The sequence below is a fragment of the Erythrobacter sp. S57(2025) genome, assembly GCF_057365055.1.
Genome location: NZ_CP200299.1, coordinates 1,439,257 through 1,464,579, shown reverse-complemented (window position 1 = coordinate 1,464,579; position 25,323 = coordinate 1,439,257). Strand labels below are relative to the sequence as shown.

25 protein-coding genes are annotated in these 25,323 nt (G+C 57.3%); 22 read left to right on the top strand and 3 right to left on the bottom strand.

The window, feature by feature from the left end:
* Positions 1–27 precede the first annotated feature (27 nt).
* The 7 genes from dprA (at position 28) to AC0V6N_RS07045 (ending at position 7,210) form a co-directional block, all read left to right on the top strand.
* Positions 28–1,170: a DNA-processing protein DprA gene (gene dprA, locus AC0V6N_RS07075; RefSeq protein ID WP_486170876.1), complete on the top strand. Its 1,143-nt coding sequence runs from the start codon at positions 28–30 to the stop codon at positions 1,168–1,170.
* 643 nt (positions 1,171–1,813) lie between these two features.
* Complete coding sequence (locus AC0V6N_RS07070) at positions 1,814–2,476, top strand: hypothetical protein (RefSeq protein ID WP_486170875.1); 663 nt, start codon at positions 1,814–1,816, stop codon at positions 2,474–2,476.
* Positions 2,477–2,530: 54 nt separating this feature from the next.
* Positions 2,531–3,220 carry a hypothetical protein gene (locus tag AC0V6N_RS07065; RefSeq protein WP_486170874.1) on the top strand — a complete coding sequence of 230 codons (690 nt, stop codon included), beginning with the start codon at positions 2,531–2,533 and terminating at the stop codon, positions 3,218–3,220.
* Positions 3,221–3,350: 130 nt separating this feature from the next.
* Positions 3,351–5,903, top strand: coding sequence for a type I DNA topoisomerase (topA, locus tag AC0V6N_RS07060; RefSeq protein WP_486170873.1), 2,553 nt, complete (start codon positions 3,351–3,353; stop codon positions 5,901–5,903).
* A 107-nt stretch (positions 5,904–6,010) separates the two neighbouring features.
* Positions 6,011–6,340 carry a hypothetical protein gene (locus tag AC0V6N_RS07055; protein ID WP_486170872.1) on the top strand — a complete coding sequence of 110 codons (330 nt, stop codon included), beginning with the start codon at positions 6,011–6,013 and terminating at the stop codon, positions 6,338–6,340.
* A gap of 122 nt (positions 6,341–6,462) precedes the next feature.
* Positions 6,463–6,987, top strand: coding sequence for a response regulator (locus AC0V6N_RS07050; RefSeq protein ID WP_486170871.1), 525 nt, complete (start codon positions 6,463–6,465; stop codon positions 6,985–6,987).
* Positions 6,988–7,027: 40 nt separating this feature from the next.
* On the top strand, positions 7,028–7,210 hold the full coding sequence (locus tag AC0V6N_RS07045) for a hypothetical protein (protein ID WP_486170870.1): 183 nt from the start codon (positions 7,028–7,030) through the stop codon (positions 7,208–7,210).
* Positions 7,211–7,226: 16 nt separating this feature from the next.
* Here the strand turns inward: AC0V6N_RS07045 and era are convergent, their stop codons facing one another.
* The 3 genes from era to lepB are packed head-to-tail and all read right to left on the bottom strand — an operon-like array spanning position 7,227 to position 9,710.
* Positions 7,227–8,102, bottom strand: a complete 876-nt coding sequence (era, locus tag AC0V6N_RS07040) for a GTPase Era (protein ID WP_486172441.1) — start codon at positions 8,100–8,102, stop codon at positions 7,227–7,229.
* A gap of 29 nt (positions 8,103–8,131) precedes the next feature.
* Positions 8,132–8,833: a ribonuclease III gene (gene rnc / locus AC0V6N_RS07035; RefSeq protein ID WP_486170869.1), complete on the bottom strand. Its 702-nt coding sequence runs from the start codon at positions 8,831–8,833 to the stop codon at positions 8,132–8,134.
* Between the two features lie 10 nt (positions 8,834–8,843).
* The gene (gene lepB, locus AC0V6N_RS07030; RefSeq protein WP_486170868.1) at positions 8,844–9,710 is read right to left on the bottom strand and encodes a signal peptidase I; all 867 of its coding nucleotides are present in this window, start codon (positions 9,708–9,710) and stop codon (positions 8,844–8,846) included.
* A gap of 68 nt (positions 9,711–9,778) precedes the next feature.
* On the opposite strand from lepB, the gene pgi reads away from it, so the two are divergent.
* The 15 genes from pgi (at position 9,779) to AC0V6N_RS06955 (ending at position 25,243) form a co-directional block, all read left to right on the top strand.
* Positions 9,779–11,311 carry a glucose-6-phosphate isomerase gene (gene pgi / locus AC0V6N_RS07025; protein WP_486172440.1) on the top strand — a complete coding sequence of 511 codons (1,533 nt, stop codon included), beginning with the start codon at positions 9,779–9,781 and terminating at the stop codon, positions 11,309–11,311.
* Position 11,312: 1 nt separating this feature from the next.
* The gene (locus tag AC0V6N_RS07020; RefSeq protein WP_486170867.1) at positions 11,313–12,059 is read left to right on the top strand and encodes a hypothetical protein; all 747 of its coding nucleotides are present in this window, start codon (positions 11,313–11,315) and stop codon (positions 12,057–12,059) included.
* 208 nt (positions 12,060–12,267) lie between these two features.
* Positions 12,268–13,728, top strand: coding sequence for a DEAD/DEAH box helicase (locus tag AC0V6N_RS07015; protein WP_486170866.1), 1,461 nt, complete (start codon positions 12,268–12,270; stop codon positions 13,726–13,728).
* Between the two features lie 98 nt (positions 13,729–13,826).
* Positions 13,827–14,855 (top strand): hypothetical protein, encoded by a 1,029-nt coding sequence (locus AC0V6N_RS07010; RefSeq protein WP_486170865.1) that lies wholly within the window; start codon positions 13,827–13,829, stop codon positions 14,853–14,855.
* A 95-nt stretch (positions 14,856–14,950) separates the two neighbouring features.
* Positions 14,951–16,306: a glutathione-disulfide reductase gene (gorA, locus tag AC0V6N_RS07005; protein WP_486170864.1), complete on the top strand. Its 1,356-nt coding sequence runs from the start codon at positions 14,951–14,953 to the stop codon at positions 16,304–16,306.
* Between the two features lie 24 nt (positions 16,307–16,330).
* Entirely contained in the window at positions 16,331–17,053 is a 723-nt protein-coding gene (locus tag AC0V6N_RS07000; protein ID WP_486170863.1) for an SDR family oxidoreductase, read from the top strand.
* 69 nt (positions 17,054–17,122) lie between these two features.
* The gene (locus AC0V6N_RS06995; protein WP_486170862.1) at positions 17,123–18,655 is read left to right on the top strand and encodes an acyl-CoA carboxylase subunit beta; all 1,533 of its coding nucleotides are present in this window, start codon (positions 17,123–17,125) and stop codon (positions 18,653–18,655) included.
* Between the two features lie 499 nt (positions 18,656–19,154).
* Positions 19,155–19,364, top strand: coding sequence for a hypothetical protein (locus tag AC0V6N_RS06990; protein WP_486170861.1), 210 nt, complete (start codon positions 19,155–19,157; stop codon positions 19,362–19,364).
* The gene (mce, locus tag AC0V6N_RS06985) at positions 19,361–19,795 is read left to right on the top strand and encodes a methylmalonyl-CoA epimerase (protein ID WP_486170860.1); all 435 of its coding nucleotides are present in this window, start codon (positions 19,361–19,363) and stop codon (positions 19,793–19,795) included. The genes AC0V6N_RS06990 and mce overlap by 4 nt, the downstream gene beginning before the upstream one ends.
* 45 nt (positions 19,796–19,840) lie before the next feature.
* Positions 19,841–22,084, top strand: coding sequence for a methylmalonyl-CoA mutase (gene scpA / locus AC0V6N_RS06980; RefSeq protein ID WP_486170859.1), 2,244 nt, complete (start codon positions 19,841–19,843; stop codon positions 22,082–22,084).
* Entirely contained in the window at positions 22,081–22,521 is a 441-nt protein-coding gene (locus AC0V6N_RS06975) for a lysozyme inhibitor LprI family protein (protein WP_486170858.1), read from the top strand. The genes scpA and AC0V6N_RS06975 overlap by 4 nt, the downstream gene beginning before the upstream one ends.
* Positions 22,522–23,544 (top strand): biotin synthase BioB, encoded by a 1,023-nt coding sequence (gene bioB / locus AC0V6N_RS06970; RefSeq protein ID WP_486170857.1) that lies wholly within the window; start codon positions 22,522–22,524, stop codon positions 23,542–23,544. It begins immediately after the preceding gene.
* Entirely contained in the window at positions 23,541–24,053 is a 513-nt protein-coding gene (locus AC0V6N_RS06965; RefSeq protein WP_486170856.1) for a hypothetical protein, read from the top strand. Before bioB ends, AC0V6N_RS06965 begins: the two co-directional genes overlap by 4 nt.
* Entirely contained in the window at positions 24,054–24,848 is a 795-nt protein-coding gene (locus AC0V6N_RS06960) for a heme-dependent oxidative N-demethylase family protein (protein ID WP_486170855.1), read from the top strand.
* Complete coding sequence (locus AC0V6N_RS06955; RefSeq protein ID WP_486170854.1) at positions 24,845–25,243, top strand: lysozyme inhibitor LprI family protein; 399 nt, start codon at positions 24,845–24,847, stop codon at positions 25,241–25,243. The genes AC0V6N_RS06960 and AC0V6N_RS06955 overlap by 4 nt, the downstream gene beginning before the upstream one ends.
* Positions 25,244–25,323 lie beyond the last annotated feature (80 nt).

The following is a 25,323-nucleotide window of genomic DNA, read 5'->3' as shown; positions in this document are numbered from 1 at the left end:
GCATGAAATGATAGGAAATCACATCTGATGGAGGGTTCAGGGTCGCATCTGGTTCTCTCCCAAGAAGAAGCCTTCGCGCGCATTCGCTTGCTGCGCTCGCCCAATATTGGGCCTGTCAGCTACGCGCAGCTGATTGCGCGCTGCGGCTCTGCGGTTGCGGCAATTGAGGCACTGCCAGAGCTGGGGTCGCGAGGTAAACGCACCTATCGGCCAGCACCCACGGATCGGATTGAGCAAGAGATCGAAGGGGTGAGGGCAGCGGGCGCGCGATACCTATTTCATGACCAGCCCGATTATCCCGCATTGCTCGCAGAGATCGACAGCGCGCCTCCCATCGTGACATGTCGTGGTCGATTGGAGCTGGCGAATGAGCCATGTGTGGCAATGGTCGGCGCACGCAACGCCTCTGCTGCGGCTTGTAAGCTGGCGCGGGAATTTGCCAGTGAGCTTTCGCAGGCGGGCTTTACGGTCGTTTCTGGCCTCGCTCGCGGAATTGATGGCGCGGCGCATGAAGGCGCTTTTCCGCAGACAATTGGCGTGATCGCCAGCGGGATCGACATTACCTATCCTCCGCAACACGAAGACCTTCAGGAGCGGATCGCCAATAAGGGTTTTCTGATTGCAGAGCAGCCTCCGGGCACTGAGCCACGCGGGCGTCACTTTCCCAGCCGCAACCGCATTATTGCAGGGCTTGCGAGCGGCACTTTGGTGGTCGAAGCCGCGCCCAAATCAGGCTCGCTCATCACCGCGCGGCTGGCGGGCGAGGCGGGGCGCGAGGTCATGGCGATCCCCGGCTCCCCGCTAGATACGCGATCCCATGGCTGCAACCAGTTGATCCGCGAAGGCGCGTTGTTGGTGAGCGAGCCTGCCGATGTGATCGAGCTGCTCCAAAGCTTCACTGGACAGCCCCGCTCCCACTACCGGGTCGCCGAGGACGCGGCGCCATTCGACTATGCCGAACTGCGCAATCTGCAATGGGGCGAGGGCAAGACGAGCGGCGATGAACGTGAAGCTATCACTCGGCTACTTACCACAGCGCCCATTGCGCTGGATGAGTTGATCCGCCAATCGGGCGCGAGTGCAGGGACCGTGCAAATGGTTTTGTTGGAGCTGGAGCTGTCAGGCGACCTGGAACGGCATCAGGGCGGGCATGTGAGCTTGGCGGGTTAGCGACTTTGCGCGACCTTCATGCCGTGCGCAGTAATATGAGGGAGGCTCAACAGCCTCCCTCAGCTTTCTTAGAGGTCGCCGCGAAATTCTCTAGGACAAGGAAATTCGTCTATTTGCACGACTCCATTTGGCCCCTCGGCGAACACACCGCATACCCCATTACCAAAGTTCACGATGAAAGTGTCATACGGGCCGTATGGCGTTCCAGCCATTGATGGTGCGGCTAAGCTGCCACAAACTAATGCCAACGAAACGGCTGCTGTCTTGATTGCCTTCATTACTTTTCTCCGTTTGGTAAGAAGCAGAAAACAATAACTCTATATTACCAGTGGTTGGACAACATAAATGCGCCGAATTGTTTGTCTTTAGAGGCTGATTGAATTTCGAAAACCACGATTTGACTTAACTCTTCCTAGCAATTCTCATTTTCATAAATAGTAGATCTGAAATCATTCATTCCGATTGCTTTTGACCAGTCGATAGGCTGCGAAGTCGAAATCCCAAATGCATCTTTCTGCCCACGAAGGCGAACTCACTCACATCAATCGCTTTGTTTTCGGATGCGCTGGTTGCAGTAGGCGAGCTGGAACGGCATCAGGGCGGGCATGTAAGCCTAAATGGAAATTGAGTTAGGGGTGAACTGATGAATACGGGGCAGGGGGTAAAACTGGAGGTTGGCCAGATCTTTGCAGAGGCGCAGAGGCTGGCGACGGCTGCTTTGCCGAGCCTAGTGGTTTATGTGACGGCTCTTACGCTGGGGGGCATGTATGTCGACCAACAGGAGAGTTTTGAGGGGCCGAACCTTCTGCTCAACGTCGTATCGATAGGTCTGATGTATTGGTTTGTTATCAGCATGCTGACCGAGGGTGGATTGGCTCCCCATGGACTGAAGGCGGGCTTCGGCACGTATTTTGGCCTTTCTTTGCTAAGCGGTATTGGGATTGCGCTGGGCTTTGTGGCTCTGATTGTACCGGGCATTCTGCTCGCTGTGCGGTGGTCGCCGCTTTACGGTTACGGGCTTGCCCAAGGTGAAGATATCTCAGGCGCGTTTGGCAAATCTTGGGAGGCGACCGGCAGCAACTTTATACCAATCCTGATAACTATGCTTGCGCCGATTGCGCTCTACCTCATGGGCATTGCGGTCTTCGTTTTTGGTGCTGATGAGTTTGACATGGTCAGTCTGCCAGCTTCCGCCGTAGCCAATTTAATGATCTATGCCGGGGCCGCATTAACGGGTGCCTTAGGTATCGCGGTCTATTCATTGGTGCGAGACGATACCGCAGAGGTCGCGGTTGTCTTTGAATAGCTGAACGCAATTTCGACATCTGCGCCTTATAAACTTCAAGAGAACATACTTCGCATGCCATATGTACAGACCCGCCGCGTGACCGCTGGCGAATTGATTAACGGGACTTTTAGGGAGCTGGCAGCGATCCGGCTTCAGCTTGCTTATTACTTCGCTTTCTTCTTTCTCGCAGGCACTGTGAGTGGCCTTAGTTCGACGGTTGCCTCGCTGCTCTCAATTCCGCTGTTTATCGCCTATTTTGCTGGGCAGTTTTATCTTTACCGGCAGGCGCTCACTGGCGGTGATCTCAGTTCCGATGATGTGACACCGGTCTTGCTGTTTTTGTGCATGGGGGTCTTGCTTGCGATCCCGCTCTATGTCTCGGTCTTCTTCCTTGTTGTGCCCGCAATCTTGTTGGGGGCAAAGTGGGTCATGGCGCCGACATTTTTCGTTGCAGAGGATGTGGGGCTGTTTGAAGCGATTGGATCGAGCTGGCGGATGAGCGGCGGCAACCTTGGATCATTGTCTCTGGCCTATTTCGTAATGTGGCTGTTGTGGTTCGCAGTTGCCACGGGAGCAGGGGCGGTCACGGGAGGAATTGAGGGCGCAGTTGAAAGCGTGGTTGGTTCAAGCCGGTCCGTCCTGTCGAGCAGTGTGAGTTCGGTCATCATGCACACGCTCCCGGTCATGCTTTTGGGCTTGTCAGTGGCCGCCTACAAATTACTCAGCGATCAGTACGAAAGCATAGAGGCGGTGTTTGAGTGATGCTGCGCAGATGTGCCCTGCACGAATCTACGCTCTTGCGCTGCGTGACACGCAAACTTACTTGACGCCGCAAACGATCCCATCCCACTCTCGCGCGTACGTACACGTGTAAGGAACTCTTCAGACCGTCATGCAGCTTGTTATTGTTAAATCGCCCGCGAAGGCGAAGACTATCGAGAAATATCTCGGCTCCGATTTCAAGGTGCTGGCCTCATACGGTCACGTCCGAGATCTGCCGCCCAAAGATGGGAGCGTTCGGCCCGATGAGGATTTCGCGATGGATTGGGAGCTTTATCGCGATAAGCAAAAGCGGTTCAAAGAGATTGCGGACGCTGCGAAAGACGCATCGCGCCTTGTCTTGGCGACTGACCCTGACCGCGAAGGCGAGGCGATCAGCTGGCATGTTCAGGAACTGCTGAAGAAGCGCAAAGCGCTGCCGACCAAGGTTGACCGGGTGACGTTCAACTCGATCACCAAAAAAGCAGTGACCGATGCCATGGCTGCCCCGCGCGAGCTCGATCAGCCGCTGATCGATGCCTATCTGGGCCGCCGTGCGCTGGACTATCTGTTCGGCTTTACGCTCTCACCAGTGCTGTGGCGCAAGCTGCCGGGTGCAAAATCTGCGGGCCGCGTGCAATCGGTGGCGCTGCGCCTGATCGTGGATCGTGAGCGAGAAATCGAAGCGTTCAAACCGGACGAATATTGGTCCGTGCTCGCCAAGCTTGAGCATGATGGCACCGCGTTCGATGCGCGGCTGGTGCGGTACAAAGGTGAGAAGCTGGAAAAACTCTCTCTGGGCGCTGAAGGCATCGCGATGGAGGCCAAGGCCGCCGTTGAAGGTGGTCGCTTCACCGTTGAGGGCGTTGAGACAAAGCCGCTCAAACGCAATCCTTCGCCGCCGTTCACCACCTCGACCATGCAACAGGAAGCCGCACGTAAGCTCGGTTTTTCTGCCAGTCACACAATGCGGCTTGCGCAATCGCTCTATGAAGCGGGCGCGATCACCTACATGCGTACCGATGGCGTGCAGATGGACATGAGCGCGATCATGGCCGCGCGCGATGCGATTGAAGAGCGCTTTGCGACCGAGTATCGCCCGGAAAAGCCACGTTTCTACAGCTCCAAAGCCAAGAACGCGCAGGAAGCGCACGAGGCGATCCGTCCTACCAATTTCAGCAAAGACAAAGCTGGCACAGGGGATGAGGCCAAACTCTATTCGCTGATCTTCAAACGCGCCATGGCAAGCCAGATGTCAGCCGCTCAATTGGAGCGCACGACTGTCACTTTGCGCGATGCCACAGGCCAGCATGAGCTGCGGGCAACAGGGCAAGTGATTAAATTCCCCGGCTTCTTCGCAGTCTATCAGGAAGGCTTCGATGATAAGTCTGATGATGACGAAGAAGGCCTTCTGCCAGCGCTGAAAGACGGCGATATGCCGGCGAAAAAGGACGTGGAGGCAACGCAGCACTTCACTCAGCCACCGCCGCGTTTTTCCGAAGCCTCACTGGTCAAACGGCTTGAGGAGTTGGGCATTGGTCGCCCATCAACCTACGCCTCGACCATTCAGACCCTGCGCGACCGCGATTATGTGCGGATGGAGAAAAACCGTTTCTTCGCAGAGGAAAGCGGGCGATTGCTCACAGCATTCCTTGAACGATTCTTCCCCACTTACGTCGCCTACGACTTTACCGCAGGGATGGAGGATGAGCTTGATACCGTCTCTGACGGGCGCGAAGATTACAAGGAATTGCTCGCGAAATTTTGGAAGGATTTCAAACCCAAGACCGAAGAGGTCATGGAAAAGCTTCCTTCCGAAGTCACCGAAGTGCTCGACGAATACCTGGGCGATTACCTCTTCCCAGAACGCGAAGATGGCAAGGATGCACGCTTCTGCCCCTTGTGCGAACAAGAAGGGCGCGAAGGCGGCCATCTGAACCTTCGGGGCGGGCGTTTTGGCGCGTTTATCGCGTGTAAGAACTATCCCGAATGCAAATACACTCGCCGTTTCGCGCAGCCCGGTGCAGATGGCGCTGATCCTGCCGAAGATGGGCTGATGGGTACGCATCCTGAAACGGGCGCAGAGATCCACCGTAAATCGGGCCGCTTTGGCCCCTATGTCGAAATGGAAGTGGACGAGAAAAAGAAACGCGCCTCCATCCCCAAAGACCTCGACGATTTTGATCTGGAATGGGCGATCAAACTGCTCGACCTGCCGCGCATTATCGGCGCGCATCCTGAAACGGGCAATGAAATCGAAGCGGCGATTGGCCGCTATGGCCCCTATCTGCGCCACGACGGCAAATACGCAAAGCTCACCAGCACGCGCGACGTGTTCGAAACGGGCATGAACGCGGCGGTCACTCTGCTGGCAGAGGCCGCCAATCGCAAAGGCGGCTCCCGCACGAAGGCTGAGCCGATCAAGACGCTTGGCGAACACCCCACGTCAGGCGGTGAGATCAAAGTGATGCCTGGCCGCTATGGCCCTTACGTCACCGATGGCACCACCAATGCGACGATCCCCAAGGACGTGAAGCCCGAGGATGTGGAAGCTTCGCAAGCCATCGAACTGATCGATGCACGCGCCGCGAAAGGCCCGGCAAAGAAGAAACGCAAAAAGGCCGCGCCTAAGAAGAAGCCGGCCGCAAAAAAGAAGGCTCCAGCCAAAAAGGCAGCGGCGAAATAGGCGGCAAAATCGGCCGAGAAAGGGTTAAATTTCTTTCACGCGAATTTGTTGGCAATTCCTTTAGTATTGTATCTTAGACCCGATCACAGACACGGGGACACAATGCTGTGATCGAAATCGAAGTTCAAAACGAAACCCATCAAACGCAAGAGCGCATTCGCTTTGCCGCCGTTCCGCGTATCGGCGAAGGCCTGCGGCTGCGCGAGCCGGACGGTCTATGGGCGAGCTATGATGTGCTCGACGTATGGTATCAAAAGGCCGAATATGGCGATATCTGGATGCCATATCTTCACGTCTGCATGACTCCTGTGACCAGCGAAGACGATGCCGGTCCAATTTCTGGTTCGGTTGAAACGCCGCAGGGTCTTGAAGAAGAACTTCACAATGAAGGCGCCTTTGCCTCGCTTGCAGGGGAGGCAGAACCATTCAAAATCTAATCAAACGCAATGTCGGGCCGCACAAGAACAAGGCTGCGAATGATGGCAAAACGCTGGCTGAAAGGCTTGCCGATGCACAAAGCCGGGGCGAGAGCGAACCGTTCGTGCCAGAGGGTGAGCCGGTGGAAACACCTGCAGATGTGCAGGATGCTGTCGCTGCCGATGCCCCTCAGCCAGCGAAGCCAAGCGGCCGCGCTGACACCAGCGAAACCGACGCTATTGTACGCGCCGCCAAGGCCATGCGCGATGGCGTGGCGACTGCCGAAGCTCAACCTGCGGTCGCCAATGTGTGCCTGATCGTTGATGACAGCCGCGTGATCCGCAAAGTCTCGTCAAAAATCGCTCGCAGCCTCGGCTATGTACCTGTCGAAGCGCAAGATGGCGAAGAGGCGCTCGCACGCTGCAAACGCTCCATGCCACGTCTGGTCCTCACCGACTGGAACATGCCGGAAATGGACGGGCTGGAGTTTGTGACCAAGCTGCGCGCCATCCCCACGCCAAAGCCGCCAACAGTGGTGTTCTGCACCTCCAAGGGAACGGCAGCAGACGTGAATATCGGCATCAAAGCAGGCGCTGACGATTACATCGTAAAGCCGTTTGATGAAGCGGCTCTGCGCGCGAAGCTGGAACGCATAGCCAAGCAATAGCGCTCTCGCCAAGACCGGTTGGCTCCGCTAGGCCCCGCACATGGGCAAAGAGAGATTTGAACGCCACAAGCAACCGTGGAACGCTGAAGAAGCAGGACGGCTGCGTTTGCTCGCCTCCAAGGGTCAGGGTCTGAAGCAAATCGCCAAAGCGCTTGGGCGGAGCGAAGATTTAACCAAGACCTTCGCCAAACAGCAAAAGATCAAGATCGCGAAGAAGCGCTAATCTGCGCTCCGGCGCATCACTTCACCCAATCCAGCCCCATTTCCTCGAACACTTCCTTGTCTTCGCTCCACCCCTCGGAGTGTTTGACGTGGAGGAACAGGTGAACCTTTACACCTAGGATATCAGCCAATTCCTTACGCGCGGCCTCGCCGATGGATTTGATTCTTTGGCCGCCTTTCCCCAGCACAATGCCGCGCTGCGTATCGCGGGAAACCACAATTTGCTGGTGAATTTCCAAGCTGCCATCAGGTCGCATTTTGTATTGTTCAGGCCGCACGGCCGTGTCGTAGGGTAGCTCATCATGCAATTGGGCATAGAGCTGTTCGCGGGTGATCTCGGTTGCGAGCAGGCGTTCTGAGGCGTCTGATACTTGGTCCTCGGGGTACATCCATTCGCCATCCGGCATCAGGCCCGCCAGCGCGTCTTTCATCTCGGCAACGCCGTCACCTGTCAGCGCTGAGACGAAGTAAATCTCTTCGAATTTGAGCCGTTCACCCAGTTCCTGTGCGAGGGCAAGCAGCGGCTCTTTCTTGGCGCGATCGACTTTGTTGAGGACGAGGATTTTGCGTTCGGGCCGGTTTTCCAGCGCTTCGATCAGGGGTTCCAGCTCATGCCGGCGCTGTTTGATGGGATCGACGATCAGCAGTACGGCATCTGCGCTTTCTGCGCCTTCCCAAGCAGCGCTTACCATCGCACGGTCCAGCCGTGATTTGGGGGCAAAGATGCCTGGCGTATCAACCAGGATCATCTGAGTGAGGCCATGAAGCGCAATCCCCAGCATCCGCGCGCGCGTTGTCTGCGCTTTGGCAGAAGTAATCGCGACCTTTTGGCCGACCAACTGGTTCACCAATGTCGATTTGCCCGCATTGGGCGCACCAATAACCGCGACCATGCCGCAGCGGGTCGGTGCTGAATTCTCGCTCACCCAAATTCCTCCAAGAACTTCTTTGCTGCGCGTTTTTCTGCCGCGCTTTTGCTGCCTGCGGTTGCCTCTGCTTCGCCAACATTGTGGATGCTAACTCGCACAGTGAACTGCGATGCGTGGTCGGGACCAGAACGGCCAGTAACTTCGTAATTGGGCATTGCGCGTTTGTTGCCCGCAGCCCATTCTTGCAGCGCGCTTTTGGGGTGTTTTGCCTTGCCTGCATCCCCGCCAAGCTCGCTCTCCCATAATTTGTAAAGGAGGTTGCGCGTCACGTCATAGCCATTGTCGAGGAAGCTTGCACCGATCACCGCTTCCATCACATCGCCAAGGATGTTGTCGCTGTCCGCGCCGCCATCTTCGCGTGCCTGTTTGCCAAGCCGGATATGATCCGAAAGATCAATTTCGCGAGCAATGCGTGCGCAGGTTGCCCCGCTGACAAGGGCGTTGAGGCGCTGCGACAATTGCCCTTCTTGCTGCTCGCTTGCCCCATATAGCCAGCTCGCCACGGATAGCCCGAGCACGCGGTCACCCAAAAATTCGAGCCGTTGGTAATCCGCCTCATGCTCGTTTGCGCGCGCTGCGGAATGGTGCGCGTTGAAACTGCCATGGGTGAGCGCTTCGAGCCAGATGGGCTCGTTCTTCACGGTAAAGCCAATCTGCGTCAGCCAATCACGTGTTTCGGGGGCGAGTTCGCTCATCGGGACGCGCTCAAATGCCGTTGCCCATGCGGCCCCAGCGCGCGGCGCTGAACCAGCTGATCGGGTTGACCCAGCTTGCGCTGCCATCGGTTGACCAGATGATCACGGCTGCCTCGCCCACCAGCTTATCCTGAGGGACAATGCCAACCGCATCGCCGCTGCGCGCTTCGAACCGGCTGTCGCGCGAATTGTCGCGATTGTCGCCAAGGACGAACATATGGCCTTCGGGGATGATTTTGGGCGGGAAGCTGTCTGCCGGCACATTGCCGAAATCGAGCACTTCGTATGCTACACCGCCGGGCAAAGTTTCGCGAAAACGCGTGTAGCGGCACACCGCATTGCCTTCCGCGTCTTCGCCCTCTTTGCCGCCCCACGAACAGCTGGTGTTGGGAGAGATCGAGACAACGAAATCGTCCATCGGCTCGCGCGGGACCAGCTCACCATTGAGCATGATTTGGCCGTTTACCAACGCAACGCTGTCTCCGGGCAGGCCGATGACGCGCTTGATATAATCGGTTTCGTCGATGGGATGCTTGAAAATAACCACGTCGCCGCGCCCCGGCTCGCTGGCCAAAATGCGCCCCGGTATCAGCGGCGCGTTGAACGGCAGCGAATACTTGGAGAAGCCATAGCTCCACTTCGACGCAAGCAGATAATCGCCATTCATCAGACGCGGCAGCATGCTTTCCGATGGGATCGAGAAGGGCGAGAAAAACACGATCCTAAAAATCAGCACCGCCAAGAGCAGTTTGGCAAGGAACAGTGCAAAGGAGCCCAGCGTCTCCTTTTCTTGTTCAGGTGCATCGGCGGACGCATCTGCCCCTTGTGTTTCGGGGGAGATTGCGGCGCTCGCATCAGATTGGGTCTTAACATCCATGACAGGTCCCCTTACGCGGCGAAAAGCAATGCGCAAAGAGGGTTTGAGTGATGAGCAACGCCGCAAAGATGGAACCGCACTGGAGCACGCTGAAATCGCTCCCCCAGCCAAGCTTGGGTGAACTGTTCGCCGCAGACGGCGATCGTGTCGGCAAATTGAGCCAGCGTCTTGAGTTTGATCTGGGCGAGCTTGGCCCGGTTGGCATGCTGCTCGATTGGTCGAAGACGCATCTGGATGACGCATCGCTGGGGGCATTTGAGGCGCTTGCGGGTGATGCTGGCTTTGATGCTGCGCGAGACGCGCTGTTTGGCGGCGGGATCATCAACCCCACGGAAGGGCGCCCCGCAACCCACGGCGCAATGCGCGGAAGCGGGACGGACGCAGATGTCGAGGAAGCGCAGGCTCTTCTCGCGCGGATGGGCATGCTGGTCGAAGCCATCCACGATGGCGCGCTGGGTCCGGTCAAGCATCTCATCCATATCGGCATTGGCGGCTCTGCCCTTGGGCCTGATCTGGCCGTCGATGCGTTGACCCGCGATCTAAAGCTGGTGGATGTGCATGTCGTCTCGAACATTGATGGCTTGGCGCTGGAGCAAGCATTTGCCGCGTGCGATCCGGCAACGACTTTGATTGCGGTTGCGTCAAAAACCTTCACCACCACCGAAACCATGACCAATGCAGCGAGCGCATTGAAATGGCTCGGCGACAACGGCGTCGATGATCCCGGCGGTCGCGTGGTTGCGCTTACCGCAAACCCTGAAGGTGCGGTTGAGTGGGGCGTCGATGAAACGCGCGTCCTGCCGTTCCCCGAAAGTGTGGGCGGGCGTTATTCGCTGTGGTCTAGCATCGGCTTCCCAGTCGCAATGGCCGTGGGGATGGAGGACTTCCAAGCCATGCTCGCAGGCGCGAAGGGTATGGACACCCATTTCCGCGAAGCTGATGGGCGGGCGAACGGCCCACTGCTCGCGGCCTTTGCTGACCTCTACTATGCACGGGTGAGGGGCTGCCAGACCCGCGCGGTCTTTGCCTATGACGAACGGCTCGCGCTGCTGCCCGATTACCTCCAGCAGCTCGAGATGGAGAGCAACGGTAAGTCAGTGGCGGCTTCGGGTGAGCCAGTCGATCAACCAACAGCAGCGATCACATGGGGAGGGGTGGGGACCGATGCACAACACGCCGTCTTCCAACTGCTGCACCAAGGCACGCATCTGATCCCGGTCGACTTCATCGCCAGCATCGCACCCGGAGACGAGCTGGACCCAGCGCATCACAAGTCGCTGCTCGCAAACTGCTTTGCCCAAGGCGCAGCTTTGATGGCAGGCGGCAATATGAGCGCAGATGGGAAAGACCCCGCACGCGCCTTCGCCGGCAACCGCCCCAGCGCGACCATCCTGCTAGACGATTGCGACGCCGCCACCTTCGGCGCGCTTATCGCCTTCCACGAGCACCGCACGTTTGCGGCTGCAGTGCTGATGGGCATCAATCCGTTCGATCAATTCGGCGTCGAGCTAGGCAAGAAAATGGCGAAAGAGGTCGAAGCGGGCGAGGGTGATTTTGATGCCAGCACTAAGGCGCTGATGGTAGTTGCGGGGTTGGGGTGAGATGGTCGAGCAACAGCCAAAGCCGGGTAAAGCGATTGACCTTTTAGCCGCATCAAGAATGCTCCCAGAAGAGTATAAAAAAATCGCGGCAATGATCAGAAGGCTGTCATGGGCCCATTCCATTCAAACTGATCTTTCAACAGCGTTTGATATGTTGAATGCCTTGGAACATACACTGGGTATCGCACGAGCGCATGGAGCCGGGCGTTCTTGGGCTTCAGATGCTGCATTTGCGCTGATCAACACTGTGGTGGTGCTTTATGTTAGAGCTACCAAAACTCAGTCCAATCACCGAGGGAGTATTGGCTTCCTGAAGCAGTTCGACCGCGATGAGAGCAAAGTTCACTCGATGGTTTGTAAGCTGCGAGATGACGCAATCGCGCATTTTGGTCCTGGTGATCACTATGGTGGTCCGCCTTGGCAAATCGAGGCAGTGTTTCTTCCAACTGACAAGCGAGATGATCTCAGGATAATGACCGGGAGTCGACGGGTGATCGAGCAGAAACAGTTGCAAACGGCTCTAAGGAAACAAGTTCATCGCGCTCTCATGATCGCGGAGCGTGAAACACAAAGTCGGTCTTCAATTTTGACCGAGGAGCTTAACGCTAGCTTGGTGGATGACGAGCTCCGTGATTTGCTGTGGCAGAATGAAATCGACCTAATTGAGTTCTTTGAGACGGAAGAGGAACGTGACCGGGTTATGCAGGGCGCTAGGCTAGGGCATGAAACTGGTTATTTGAGCCATTAGCCAAGCCATTGACTTCCGCACCAATCCCCCCCATCTGCACCCCGAAAACGAAACGCATGTTGCCAGCGTGAAGCGGCGGCTCTGATAATATCCGCCCCGGCTAGCGTTTCACTTAACCCCTACAGCTTCCCTATTCACGCGGGTGGTTTTTTAACCCCGCGCTTCGCACGCCATACACGCGTGCGCTTCGCACAAATTGCGAGTCTTAATGACACACTTTTCCGATCTCGGGCTGTCGCAGCCCGTTCTTCAAGCGCTTGATCTCAAGGGCTATTCCACTCCTACTCCGATTCAAGAGCAGGCTATTCCCCCCGTCCTCGAAGGGCGCGACCTTCTAGGTATCGCGCAAACCGGTACGGGCAAGACGGCGGCGTTTATGCTGCCCAGCATTGACCGTCTGCGCGACAGCGACAATCGCATTCCGTTCAAATCCTGCCGCATGCTCGTGCTGGCTCCAACGCGCGAACTCGCGGTGCAAATCGCGACGAGCGCGAAGGATTATGGCGCGCTGGCTGGCCTGAAAGTGCAGTCGATCGTCGGCGGCACTTCGGTCAATAAGGACCGGAACAAGCTGCATCGCGGCACCGATATCTTGATCGCCACGCCGGGCCGTTTGCTCGACCTGATCGACCAGAAAGCCTTCAATCTGTCAGGCGTCGAAGTCCTCGTGCTGGACGAGGCGGATCAGATGCTCGACCTCGGCTTTATTCACGCGCTGCGCCGCATCAATGATCTGGTGCCCAAAGAGCGCCAGACGCTGTTTTTCAGCGCCACGATGCCGCGCGCGATCAAGGATTTGGTTAAAAACTATTGCAACAATCCGGTGCAGGTCTCCGTCACACCGGAAAGCACTACGGCTGAGCGGATTGAGCAATTTCTCTTCATGGTTCAGCAGGATGAGAAGCAATCGCTGCTCGAAATGATCCTGTCGGGCCGCCATCAGGTGCCCGGTGAGATTGAGCGCACACTGATCTTCACCCGCACAAAGCACGGCGCGGACCGCGTTGTGAAAAAGCTGCGCCAGCGCGGGATTGAGAGTAATGCAATCCACGGCAACAAATCGCAGCCACAGCGCCAGCGCGCTCTTGATGAGTTTCGCCGGGGTTCGACCAACATCTTGATCGCCACCGATGTGGCCGCGCGCGGGATTGATATTCCGGGTGTGAGCCACGTGATCAACTACGAATTGCCCAATGTGCCAGAGCAATATGTGCACCGCATCGGTCGCACCGCGCGTGCTGGCAAAGACGGGGTCGCAATTGCCTTTTGCGCAGAGGATGAGCGCGCTTATCTCAAAGACATTCGCAAGGTAACGGGCGCTGAACTGGACCGGCTCGCGCTACCAGACAATTTCCGTGCAGTTGTCGAAGGGGTTGGCCCAACCAAGCCTGCGCCGCGTGGCCAAACGCGGGTTTCGAAAAAGAAGGTCCGTCCAAAGCCAGCTGGGCAAAGACCATCGGGCGACGGCGCACCCAAACCAAAGAAACCGGGCAACAAGCATCCGGGCAGAAAAGGGCGTCCTGGTGGCGGTAAGCCCGGTGGCCATTCAGGTGGCGGTCGCCCAGGTGGCGGACGTCCCGGCGGCAATCGCCGTGGTGGCAGTGGTCGTCGTGGGCCCAATGGCGGTGGCGGCGGCGGTGGCGGCGGGCAGAGGTCCGGCGGCAACTAACTGCGCATAAAATCTTGTAAAATCGCCGGCTTCCCTAAGGCAAAATTAAGTGTGTTGGCCTATCGCGCAGGCATGTTGTCTTCCGGGAGCCGCTTCGCATGATCAGAACCGATACCACACTGATTATTGGTGCGGGTGCAAACCGTGAAATTGAGATGCCAGACGGCCCCGATCTGCTTGCAAAGATTGCGGGCGGGTTTGAGTTTGAGCGTCTGAATTCTGAAGTGAAATCGCGCGACCTCATCGCGCTTGCTCAGCTGTTCGAACAGATCGCGCCCGAACTGGGCATGACTTATGATCAACTGGTCGCAGGCGGCAATGCAATCCGCGAAGCTACCGTGGTCAGCACCTCGATTGACGCGATCCTTGAGCAATATGGCCATGACAAAGCCGTGCTGGCCGCAGGCAAAATCGCGATCATCTATTACACGCTTCAGGCGGAATCGAAATCGACGCTGGCCCCAGAGCCACGCAATCCGGGTGAGCTTCCCTTGCGTGGCACTGAGAACTGGTTGTTCCAGCTTGGCCAGCTAATCGTGAAAGGTGTGCCGCGTTCAAAGGCGGAGGAGTGCTTTGAAAAGCTCTCCATCGTCTGTTTCAATTATGACCGCGCGCTCGAGCATTATCTGCCTTACGTGGTTGAGCGCGCCTTTGGCATGTCTCTCGAAGAGGCCCAAGAACTGGTCGCAGGGCGCCTTCGCATTGTGCACCCATATGGAGTTGCCGGGCGGCTGCCGTGGCAGGGCGAGGATGAGACGGTTGTGAATTGGGGCGATGAAACCCCCGACAATATCGTCGCACTGTCCAAACGTATCTTCACCGCCAGCCAGCGCGGGGCTTCTCGCCAATTCCAATCTTATCTGCGTGCGGAAATGTCGCGCGGGAAGCGGCTCGGCTTCTTGGGCTTTGGCTTTGACCCGATGAATGTCGCCATGCTGTTTGACGAGCTCGAACATGACAATCCCGATATGCTCATCAGTCTGGTTGATGTGGGTGAGACACAGCAAAAGGCGATCCTGCGCCTGATCTATCGCCTCACCGGGATCACCGATGACGGGTTGATTACGCTTGAAAATATGAAAGCGTTTGAGCTGCTGCGCGATTACGGGCGCTTCCTCGAAAGCTAAGCTTCGCGCGCGCAAATTAGGTCTGCGTTAAAGCCAGTAACTGCGTTGCCGATATGGACGAATACGCCCATAGACGCGCTGCAACGGAGGAACACATGGCCGCAACTGAATATGACTACGACCTTTTCACTATCGGTATCGGCTCTGGCGGCGTGCGCGCCAGCAGGGTCGCAGCGGCGCATGGAGCGCGGGTCGCAGCGGCAGAAGAATATCGTGTAGGCGGCACCTGTGTCATTCGCGGCTGCGTGCCCAAGAAAATGCTGGTTTACGGCGCGCACTTTGCCGAAGATTTGGAAGACGCAAAGCAGTTTGGCTGGAACATCGAAGGCAAAAGCTTCGATTGGGTGCGCCTGCGTGACCACGTGCAAAGCGACATCGACAGGCTCGAAGGGTTGTATGGCGAAACGCTCGACAATCACGATGTAACGGTCTTTCGCGAGCGTGCAGAAATCACCGGCCCTCACGAGATTACTCTGGCAAGCGGCAAGGTCATCACCGCGAAATACATCCTCGTAGCCACGGGTGCAAAACCTCACATGCCCGAATTCAAAGGCAATGAGCACGCGATCACATCAAACGAAGCGTTCCATCTGGACGAAGTGCCAAAGCGCATTTTGATCGCAGGCGGTGGCTATATCGCGAACGAGTTTGCGGGCATCTTCAACGAGTTTGGCAGCCAAGTGACCATCGCCAACCGCTCCGACGTGATCCTGCGTTCTTATGATCCCTCTTTGCGTGACCGTCTGCTGCAAATCTCCCTCAGCAAGGGGATCGAATTTTGCTTCAATGTCGAGTTTGAATGGGTCGAAAAGCAGGAAGACGGCACTTTGCTGGTCAAAATGACCGGCCACGAACCGCGCGTCTTTGACCAGGTAATGATCGCCACGGGCCGCTCACCCAACACCGAAGGGCTTGGCCTTGAAAAGGTCGGCGTTGAGCTTGGCAAAAAAGGCGAGATCAAGGTCGACGCTTTTTCCAAAACGAATGTCGATCACATCTATGCCGTGGGCGATGTGACTGATCGCGTGCAACTGACCCCGGTTGCTATCCGCGAAGGCCAGGCCTTTGCTGACAGCACTTTTGGCGGCGTCGAACCTTATGCGGTCGACCATTCCTGCATCCCAAGCGCCGTTTTCAGCCATCCACCCATTGCCGCTGTCGGCCTGACGGAAGGCGAAGCGCGCAATTCGCTTGGCTCAATCAAGGTCTTCCAATCCGATTTCCGCCCGATGAAGAACGTGGTGGCGGGCCGCAATGAGCGCGGGCTGTACAAGATGATCGTCGACGCTGCGAATGACAAAATCGTCGGCATTCACATGATTGCACCCGAAGCGCCTGAGATCATGCAGGCCGCGGCCGTTGCCGTGAAGGCGGGCCTGACTAAGGCTGATTTTGACGACACCGTTGCAATTCACCCGACAATGGCGGAGGAATTGGTGCTGCTGAAATAGGCCACAACCAACCGGAGCGGTGCAATGGAGCTCAAAGGTAAGACCGTCCTTCTGACAGGAGGGACCGCAGGCATTGGGCGCGAAATGGCGCTGCAACTAAAGGCAAAAGGCGCGGAAGCCGTGCTGACAGGCCGCAATGCGGACCGTGTGGGCACAATGCGCACGGCAGGCTTTGAGGTGATAGAGGCCGACCTTTCCAATGCTGCAGGTGTGGATGCATTGATTGCGGAATGGGGCGAGCGGCGCCTCCATGTCCTTATCAACAATGCAGGCCAATTGGTGGACCACGATTTTCGTAAGAAACCGCCTGTTCCGGACGAGGCCGACGATTGTATCTACGCCAATCTCAATGCGCCAATCCGATTGATCGAAGGGCTGATGGTGCGATTGCAGGCCACGCCCGCTGCAGCCATTGTCAACGTGACATCGGGCCTAGCGGTCGCGCCTGCCGCACGCCAATCGGTTTATTGCGCGACGAAAGCGGGCTTGCGGTTCTACACGCTCGCGCTTCGCGAACAGCTCAAAGACACGCGCATCAAAATAATCGAAGCGCTGCCCCCTGTGGTCGACACACAGATGAATGACGGCAATCCCATGAAAAAGATGCCAGCCGAGGAATGCGCGCGGCAAATTTTGGAGGCGATTGAGAAGGGCCGCAATGAGGCGAATATCGGCATGACCAAAGCGTTGCGCCTCACTGAAAGCATTTCGCCAGCGCTCGCCAAGCGGATAACTCTACCCTTTTGATACGTTGACGCTGCGGCGGCGGTCCGGCAACGGTTCTTGCAACAACTTCAATCAGGGGCCCTCATACCTATGTCCGCCAACATCGCCGAGATGGAACGCCGCCGTGAAGCCGCCAAAATGGGCGGTGGGCAAAAACGCATTGATGCTCAGCACGCCAAAGGCAAATTGACCGCGCGCGAACGGCTTGACGTGCTGCTCGACGAAGGATCGTTTGAAGAGATAGATACCTATGTTGAGCACGATTGCGTCGATTTCGGCATGGAAACGCAGAAAATCCCCGGCGATGGCGTGGTCACGGGTTCGGGCACGATCAATGGCCGATTGGTTTATGTCTTTAGCCAAGACTTCACCGTGTTCGGCGGCTCTCTGTCAAAGCGCCATGCGGAGAAGATCTGCAAAGTCATGCAGACCGCGATGAAGGTTGGTGCGCCTGTCATTGGGCTCAACGATTCAGGCGGTGCGCGCATTCAGGAAGGCGTGGCGTCACTCGGTGGCTATGCCGAAGTGTTCCAGCAGAATGTGCTCGCATCGGGCGTCGTCCCACAGATCAGCCTGATCATGGGGCCGTGCGCGGGCGGGGCGGTGTATTCGCCCGCCATGACCGACTTCATCTTTATGGTGAAGGACAGCAGCTACATGTTCGTCACCGGCCCGGAAGTGGTGAAGACCGTCACCAATGAAGAGGTGACGCAAGAGGAGCTGGGCGGCGCGATTACGCATACGACCAAAACTTCCGTCGCTGATATCGCGTTTGATAATGACATCGAGACGCTGCTCGCCACGCGCCGGTTCTACGACTACCTGCCGCTATCCAATCGTGAAGAGCCGCCTGTCGTCCCCACTAATGATCCGTGGGACCGCGAGGAGCCTTCGCTCGATACGATCATCCCGGACAATGCGAACCAGCCTTATGACATGCATGAGGTGATCGCGAAGACGCTGGATGAGGGCGACTTCTTCGAAATTCAGCCAGCGCATGCAGCGAATATCATCTGCGGTTTTGGCCGGGTCGAAGGGCGCACTGTGGGTGTGGTTGCGAACCAGCCCATGGTGCTCGCCGGTGTGCTCGATATTGCATCGTCCAAGAAGGCCGCGCGCTTCGTGCGGTTCTGCGATGCGTTTGAGATTCCGATTGTGACCTTCGTCGATGTGCCCGGCTTCCTGCCCGGTACGGCCCAAGAGATGGGCGGCATCATCAAACACGGCGCAAAACTGCTCTTCGCCTATGCCGAGGCCACCGTGCCCAAGATCACGATCATCACCCGAAAGGCCTATGGCGGCGCCTACGACGTGATGGCATCAAAGCACCTTCGCGGAGACCTCAACTACGCATGGCCCACCGCAGAGATCGCGGTGATGGGCGCAAAAGGCGCGGTGGAGATCATTTTCCGCAAAGACCGCGATGATCCTGCGAAAATCGCTGAGAAAACCAAGGAATATGAAGACCGCTTCGCGAACCCATTTGTGGCGGCGAGCCGTGGTTATATCGACGAAGTGATCCACCCGCACTCCACGCGGCGCAGGGTTGCGCTGGGCTTAAGAAAGCTCCGGACCAAGCAGCTGGAGAACCCGTGGAAGAAGCATGATAACATTCCGCTTTAGGAGGCGAGCTTGAGCTACGAACTTTGGGAGGCAGTAGCGTTCACATCAGTTTTTGCCGGTCTGGCTCTGATCCACGTTGTAAAGGGCGGGTTTTGGAAAATTGATGGCAATCGTGATCTGGTTCGGGTGTGTAAGTTCGATAGCCCATCGAACTATGTCTTTGCGTTGACATTGACTTCTCTTTTAGCCGCCATCGGACTCGTGCTAATTGCGCTAAAGATCGTAGTCCACTGAACTAATGCGCTTCGAGTTGAGCTAGAATTGGCGCTGCGAGAATTCCTCTCAAGCGATGCGTTTGTGGCATTTCTCGGCATCGCCACTTTCCTTTGCCTATTCGCAATTTGGAGAGTGTGGCGCAGTCCCCATTCATGGCATATCGATGGCCAAACAAAGGAATTGCGCTTCCACGCATGGCCATCGCTTCTAATGGCGGCGTCTGGTCTAAGTTTGTTCACTCTTCTGACAGTGATTACGTTTTGAAACCAAATGAGCGCCCAAATTGACTGATTGGACCACCGTTTTCGCAGCTCTTGCTGCCATCACGCTGGTTGCTTGGGTTGTGTTTCTCGTCCTTGCCTACAATCAGAAGGAAAAGGGCACTCAAGCGGGTGGGCCATCCTACTCGCTGTTTGCTTGGCTTTCGCTTGTCATCACCATCTTCTTTGTATTCATGGTGTTTGCCACTTTCGAACTAAAGGTCATCCAATGAAACTAGGCCGTCTAAACCATATCGGGGTCGCAACGCCCTCCATCACCGACTCCATCGCGCACTACCGCGACGTCATGGGCGCGACGCATATTACTGAACCCTTCGACCTGCCCGAGCAGGGGGTGAAGGTTTGCTTTGTCGATACGCCTACTCACTCGGGGATGGATGGCACGCAAATCGAGCTCATCGAGCCGTTTGACGAAAGCTCTCCGATCAACGGCTTTCTCGCAAAGAACCCGTCGGGCGGGCAGCATCATGTTTGCTTCGAAGTCCCCGATATCGACGCCGCGCGCTCCGAATTCGAGGCGATGGGTAAGCGCATCCTTGGCCCCACGATCCTCGGCGCTCACGGCACGCCGATCTTTTTCCTCCATCCAAAGGATATGCAAGGCATGCTAACCGAGATTATGGAAACTCCGCGCGACCATTAATGCCGCGACTTTCGCGCTTCGCGTGATTGTGCTTAGAGGCTCGCCATGACGGACACCAACAAACCCACCCCTCAAGACTGGCAGGTGCTTGCTGATAAAGAAAGCAAGGGCCGAGACCTAACTCGCGACATGCCTGAGGGCTTCTCGATCAAGCCGCTTTACACGGCAGACGATCACGCGGATTTTGACGCAGGTCTCCCCGGCTTTGCGCCGTTCACGCGCGGGGTAAAAGCGAGCATGTACGCAGGCCGCCCTTGGACGATCCGGCAATATGCGGGCTTCTCAACAGCTGAGGAATCCAACGCATTCTACCGCCGCAATCTGGCTGCGGGTCAGAAGGGCCTTTCGGTCGCTTTCGACCTTGCCACCCACCGCGGCTACGATTCCGACCACCCGCGCGTCACCGGCGATGTCGGCAAAGCGGGTGTCGCTATCGACACCGTGGCGGATATGGAGATCCTGTTCGACCAGATCCCGCTCGACACCATGTCCGTTTCCATGACGATGAACGGCGCGGTGATCCCAATCCTTGCCTTCTACATCGTGGCGGGTGAGCGGCAGGGTGTGCCAACCGAGAAGCTGTCTGGCACGATCCAGAACGACATTCTCAAAGAGTTCATGGTCCGCAACACCTATATCTATCCGCCAGAGCCAAGCATGCGGATTGTGTCCGATATTATCGCTTACACTTCCGCTAACATGCCGAAGTTCAACAGCATTTCGATCAGTGGCTATCACATGCATGAGGCCGGTGCGACGGCGGTGCAGGAGCTCGCTTTCACCATTGCTGATGGCAAGGAATATGTGACGCGGGCCTGCGCGACGGGCCTTGATATTGATGCATTTGCCGGGCGGCTCAGCTTCTTTTTCGGCATCGGCATGAACTTCTTTATGGAGATCGCCAAACTGCGCGCCGCACGCACGCTTTGGTATCGCACGATGGATGAGCTGGGCGCGAAATCCGACCGCTCCAAGATGCTGCGCACGCATTGCCAAACCTCGGGTGTGAGCTTGCAAGAACAGGACCCTTACAACAACGTCATGCGCACCACGGTTGAGGCGCTGGCGGCGACATTGGGCGGCACGCAATCGCTCCACACCAATGCGCTGGACGAAGCCATTGCGCTCCCCACCGACTTCTCCGCCCGCATTGCGCGCAACACGCAATTGGTGCTGCAAGAGGAAAGCGGGATCACCGACGTCGTCGATCCGCTGGGCGGCTCGCATTACATCGAAGCGCTCACGGCCACGTTGGTTGAGGAAGCCGAGAAGCTGATCGCGGAGGTTGATGAGGCAGGCGGGATGACCGCTTATGTCGCAACCGGCGCTCCCAAGGCCGCGATTGAGCGCGCTGCTGCGGAAAAGCAAACCGGCATCGACAAGGGCGAGACAGTGATCGTTGGCGTGAACAAATACCAGCTCGCCGAAGAAGAGCCGATTGATACGCTCGATATCGACAATGCGGCGGTTCGCGCAGGCCAGATCAAGCGGCTCGCTGAAGTGCGCAGCGGTCGCGATGAAGCGGCGTGTCAGGCGGCATTGAAGGCGTTATCGGATGCAGCGGCTGCAAACCCGGCTACTCACCGAGAAGCGATTGCGACCGGACGCGATGAGAACGGTATACCGTTGCCACCGGCCAAGATTGCCGAGCTTGAGAAACAGGCGGATGTGAACTTGCTCGCCCGCGCGGTGGAGGCTGCGCGCCATGATGCGACCTTGGGTGAAATCTCGGCTGCAATGGAGGGCGTTTTTGGCCGCCACGATGCCACGCCAAAGCCTGTCTCTGGCGTCTATGCGAGCGCCTACGAATTCGACCGCCGCTGGGCGCAAGTCACCGATGGCGTGGACGCAGTAGAGCGCCGCTTAGGCCGCAAACCCCGCATCATGGTCGCGAAAATGGGCCAAGACGGCCATGATCGCGGCGCCAATGTGATCGCAAGCGCTTTTGCGGATATGGGTTTCGAAGTGGTCTCCGGCCCACTGTTCCAAACTCCTGAAGAGACTTGCAAAATGGCTCTGGCAAAGGACGTCGACGTCATCGGTGCAAGCTCCCTCGCGGCAGGTCACAAGACGCTGATCCCTGAACTCATCCGCCTGCTCAAAGAAGCTGGCCGCCCCGACATCAAAGTCACCGCGGGCGGCGTGATCCCCCCACAAGACTACGACTTCCTGCGCGATGCAGGTGTGCAGGGGATTTATGGACCGGGTTCAAATGTGGTGGAGTGCGCGGCGGATATCCTGACGCTGCTCGGCCACAATATGCCCCCACTCGAGGAGGCGGCTGAGTGATCCTCTTTCCGCTCATACTTATCTCGGCTCAGCCAGTTCAAGAATTGCCACAAACCCCACCAACTATCCCCAGTGAGACGCGGGAACCGGATTGCGAGTGGCCTAGGTCGTTCAATGATTTGAACGGTTGCCGTGATCGTGACTATCCAAAGGCCCACTTCGAGATGGAGCAAGCCTGGTCAGAAGCCTATCAGGCAGCAAGTGACTATGACGATACTGAGTTCCCTGGAGTCGACGCGCGTCCAATGTCGAGCCTGTTAAGCCGGGTTCACGGCAAGTGGCTTGGCTACAGAGATGATCACTGTGAGTTGACGGTTGCGCTGCTGGAGTCCAACTCTGATCATGGAACGATCTGGTCCGCCTGTATGGCACGCCTCACATCATCAAGAACTCATGAATTGCGCGAATTTACCGCTCGAATTGAAAGTACCAATTGAATGACCACCCCCCAAGCATCTGGCCGCACCGACTGGACCCGCGAAGAGATTGCGGCGCTGTTCGACCTTCCATTTACAGAACTCCTCTTCCAAGCCGCTTCGACCCACCGTCAAAACCATCCGCCTGAGCAAATTCAGCTTTGCACATTGCTATCGATAAAGACTGGCGGGTGCCCCGAGGATTGCGGCTATTGCTCGCAATCGGTGAAGGCCGATAGCGGGGTTGAGGCGACCAAGCTCATGAATGTGCAGGCCGTGCTGCAACGCGCGGCTCAGGCCAAGGATCAGGGCAGCCAGCGTTTCTGCATGGGCGCTGCTTGGCGCAATCCCAAAGACCGCGACATGCCCGCGATTGTTGAGATTGTGAAAGGCGTGCGCGATATGGGGCTTGAGACCTGCATGACGTTGGGCATGCTGGAGCCGCATCAGGCCGACATGCTCGCCGAAGCAGGCCTCGATTACTACAACCACAATATCGACAGCTCGCCCGAATATTATGAGCGAGTGATTTCGACGCGCGATTTCCAAAGCCGCCTCGATACACTCGATCATGTGCGCAATTCGGGCATCAATGTGTGCTCTGGCGGTATCGTGGGCATGGGCGAAACGCGCGAGGACCGCGTAGGCTTTGTCCATACGCTCGCAACGCTGGACGCGCATCCCGAAAGCGTGCCGGTCAATGCGCTGGTCCCCGTAAAGGGCACGGTGCTGGGCGATATGCTGGCCGATACGCCAATGGCGAAGATCGACGATATTGAATTTGTGCGCACCGTTGCGGTGGCACGGATCACGATGCCGATGAGCATGGTACGCTTGTCCGCAGGGCGTGAATCTATGTCTGATGCGACGCAGGCGCTGTGTTTCCTAGCGGGTGCAAACTCGATCTTCACCGGCGACAAACTGCTGACCGCTCCCAATGCGGGTGATGACAGCGATGGTGCCCTGTTCGCGAAGCTCGGCCTGACTGCGCTTCAGCAAGAGGAGCCTGCAAGGGCGTGCCAAGTGGCTGAGCCTGCGGAGTGAAACATACCCTTGCCCTTCTGCTGATTGTAAGCCCCGCTCCGGCGCTTGCATGCGGGGCTTTGCCGGAAAACTACCATTTCGAAAATGCGGACTATGTTGTGACCGGCACGCTTACCTGTCCGGCTGATACAGGCACGTGCGAAATTAGCGTGGCTGATCACCTCAAGCAATCGAACATCAGCAGGATCGGGCAGCCGAGGCGTTTTCGGATCGACGAAGAAACAGAGGATTACCGTCAGGCAGAGGATAAATTCACCTGCGGAACCCGGTTTACACCGCGACTGAATGGCCAGTTTGACGGTATCGAATTTTCGTTCTTTGGTGAGTTCAATCTGCGCCGGATACCCCAAAGTCGCTTGTTTCAAGTTCGTGGTTTTTCGGTCCGCGATACTGATGGCGAGTATATCGGTGGCGGGGTTAGATGCACGCCGATCCCGAATGACGAGGGTCGCGACATTCATAGTTGCAAAGGCGTGATCCGCCGGGCTTCAACCTTTACCGAGGATTGAGTGACACTCGGCTTCTCCGTCGACACACTGCTTCCCAAGGCACGCGGGGGAGGGCAGCTCAAAATGGGGCTGGTGAGGCTTGGCGAGGATGAATGGTTGCAACCTTCGCCAGATTTGGAGGCGCGCGCTGTCGGTTTTGCGGATTGGCCTGAGGGCATCCAGCTGACTGATGAAGCGCTGGCTCCCGGCGAAGAACTGGCGGCGATGTTGGGTGTTGAGGGCGCGCTCCCCGAGGCCGCTCTTGCGTCGCATGAGGATATGTGCCTGCTCACCCGAATGCCGGGCGAGGACGTCTATCGCCTGATCGGGGCAGCGGTGGCATGGCCCTCTGACTGGCGGCCAGCAGACAAGATAGGCCTGCCTCTGCGCGCACTCCACGCCCCGATTGCAGGCTATGAAGAGCAACTCGCGACCGGGGTCGACCGGTTTATAGAAACACTCAAGCCCGGCGCGATTTACGGGCGATGCAATTGGTTTATCGCGGCGACTGGCACGCGGCGCTGGCTGGAGACGCGCTCCCCAGCGCAGGCTTTTGCGCATGTGACGCCGGAAAATGCAGGGGAAACTCTGTTTGTCCGATCCGAACGCCAGACGCTTCGCCGCCTGCCGCAAACGGGCGCAATTCTGTTCACCATCGGCATTTATGTTGAGCCGCTTGGCGCGCTAAACATCGACAATATTGGTCGGCTTGCGAAGGCCGCATGCTCATTGGTGGCAGGAGAGGGTGACCGGCGCGGCGCGCCCGCCTATGCTGCCAGCTTGATGGAATTTGCCAACCAAAGGGGTTCTGAATGATTGCCAGCCTGTTTCTGCTTCTCGCGCAGCCCGAAGGCCTTCCGCCCTGCGATCAGGAGGCGGCTGAACGCGGTATTCAGCAAGAGATGAACATTTGCGCAGGTCATGATTTCTACGAGGCAGATACTGAGCTGAGCGCGGTTTGGGCACTCGCACGCGAAAAGATGAAACAGCGCGATGCCGCGGCGGGAACTCAGCCGGATTGGGATGATCGTCCGGGCCATTTTGACACTATGCTGGCCGGGCAGCGCGCTTGGCTGACCTATCGCGATGAGCATTGCCGAACCGAAGGCTATGCCGCGCGCGGTGGCAGTTTGGAGCCTTTGCTGGCGCTCACCTGCAAAACCCACCTTACCAAGCTTAGGACCGAAGAACTGCGCGAGCTGGTCGAGTAACCTCACTAGGCGGACATACAAAAGCGATAGGTTGCCCCGACCCCTTCAAGTCGGCATAGGCAAGAGAAATAATACTTCGC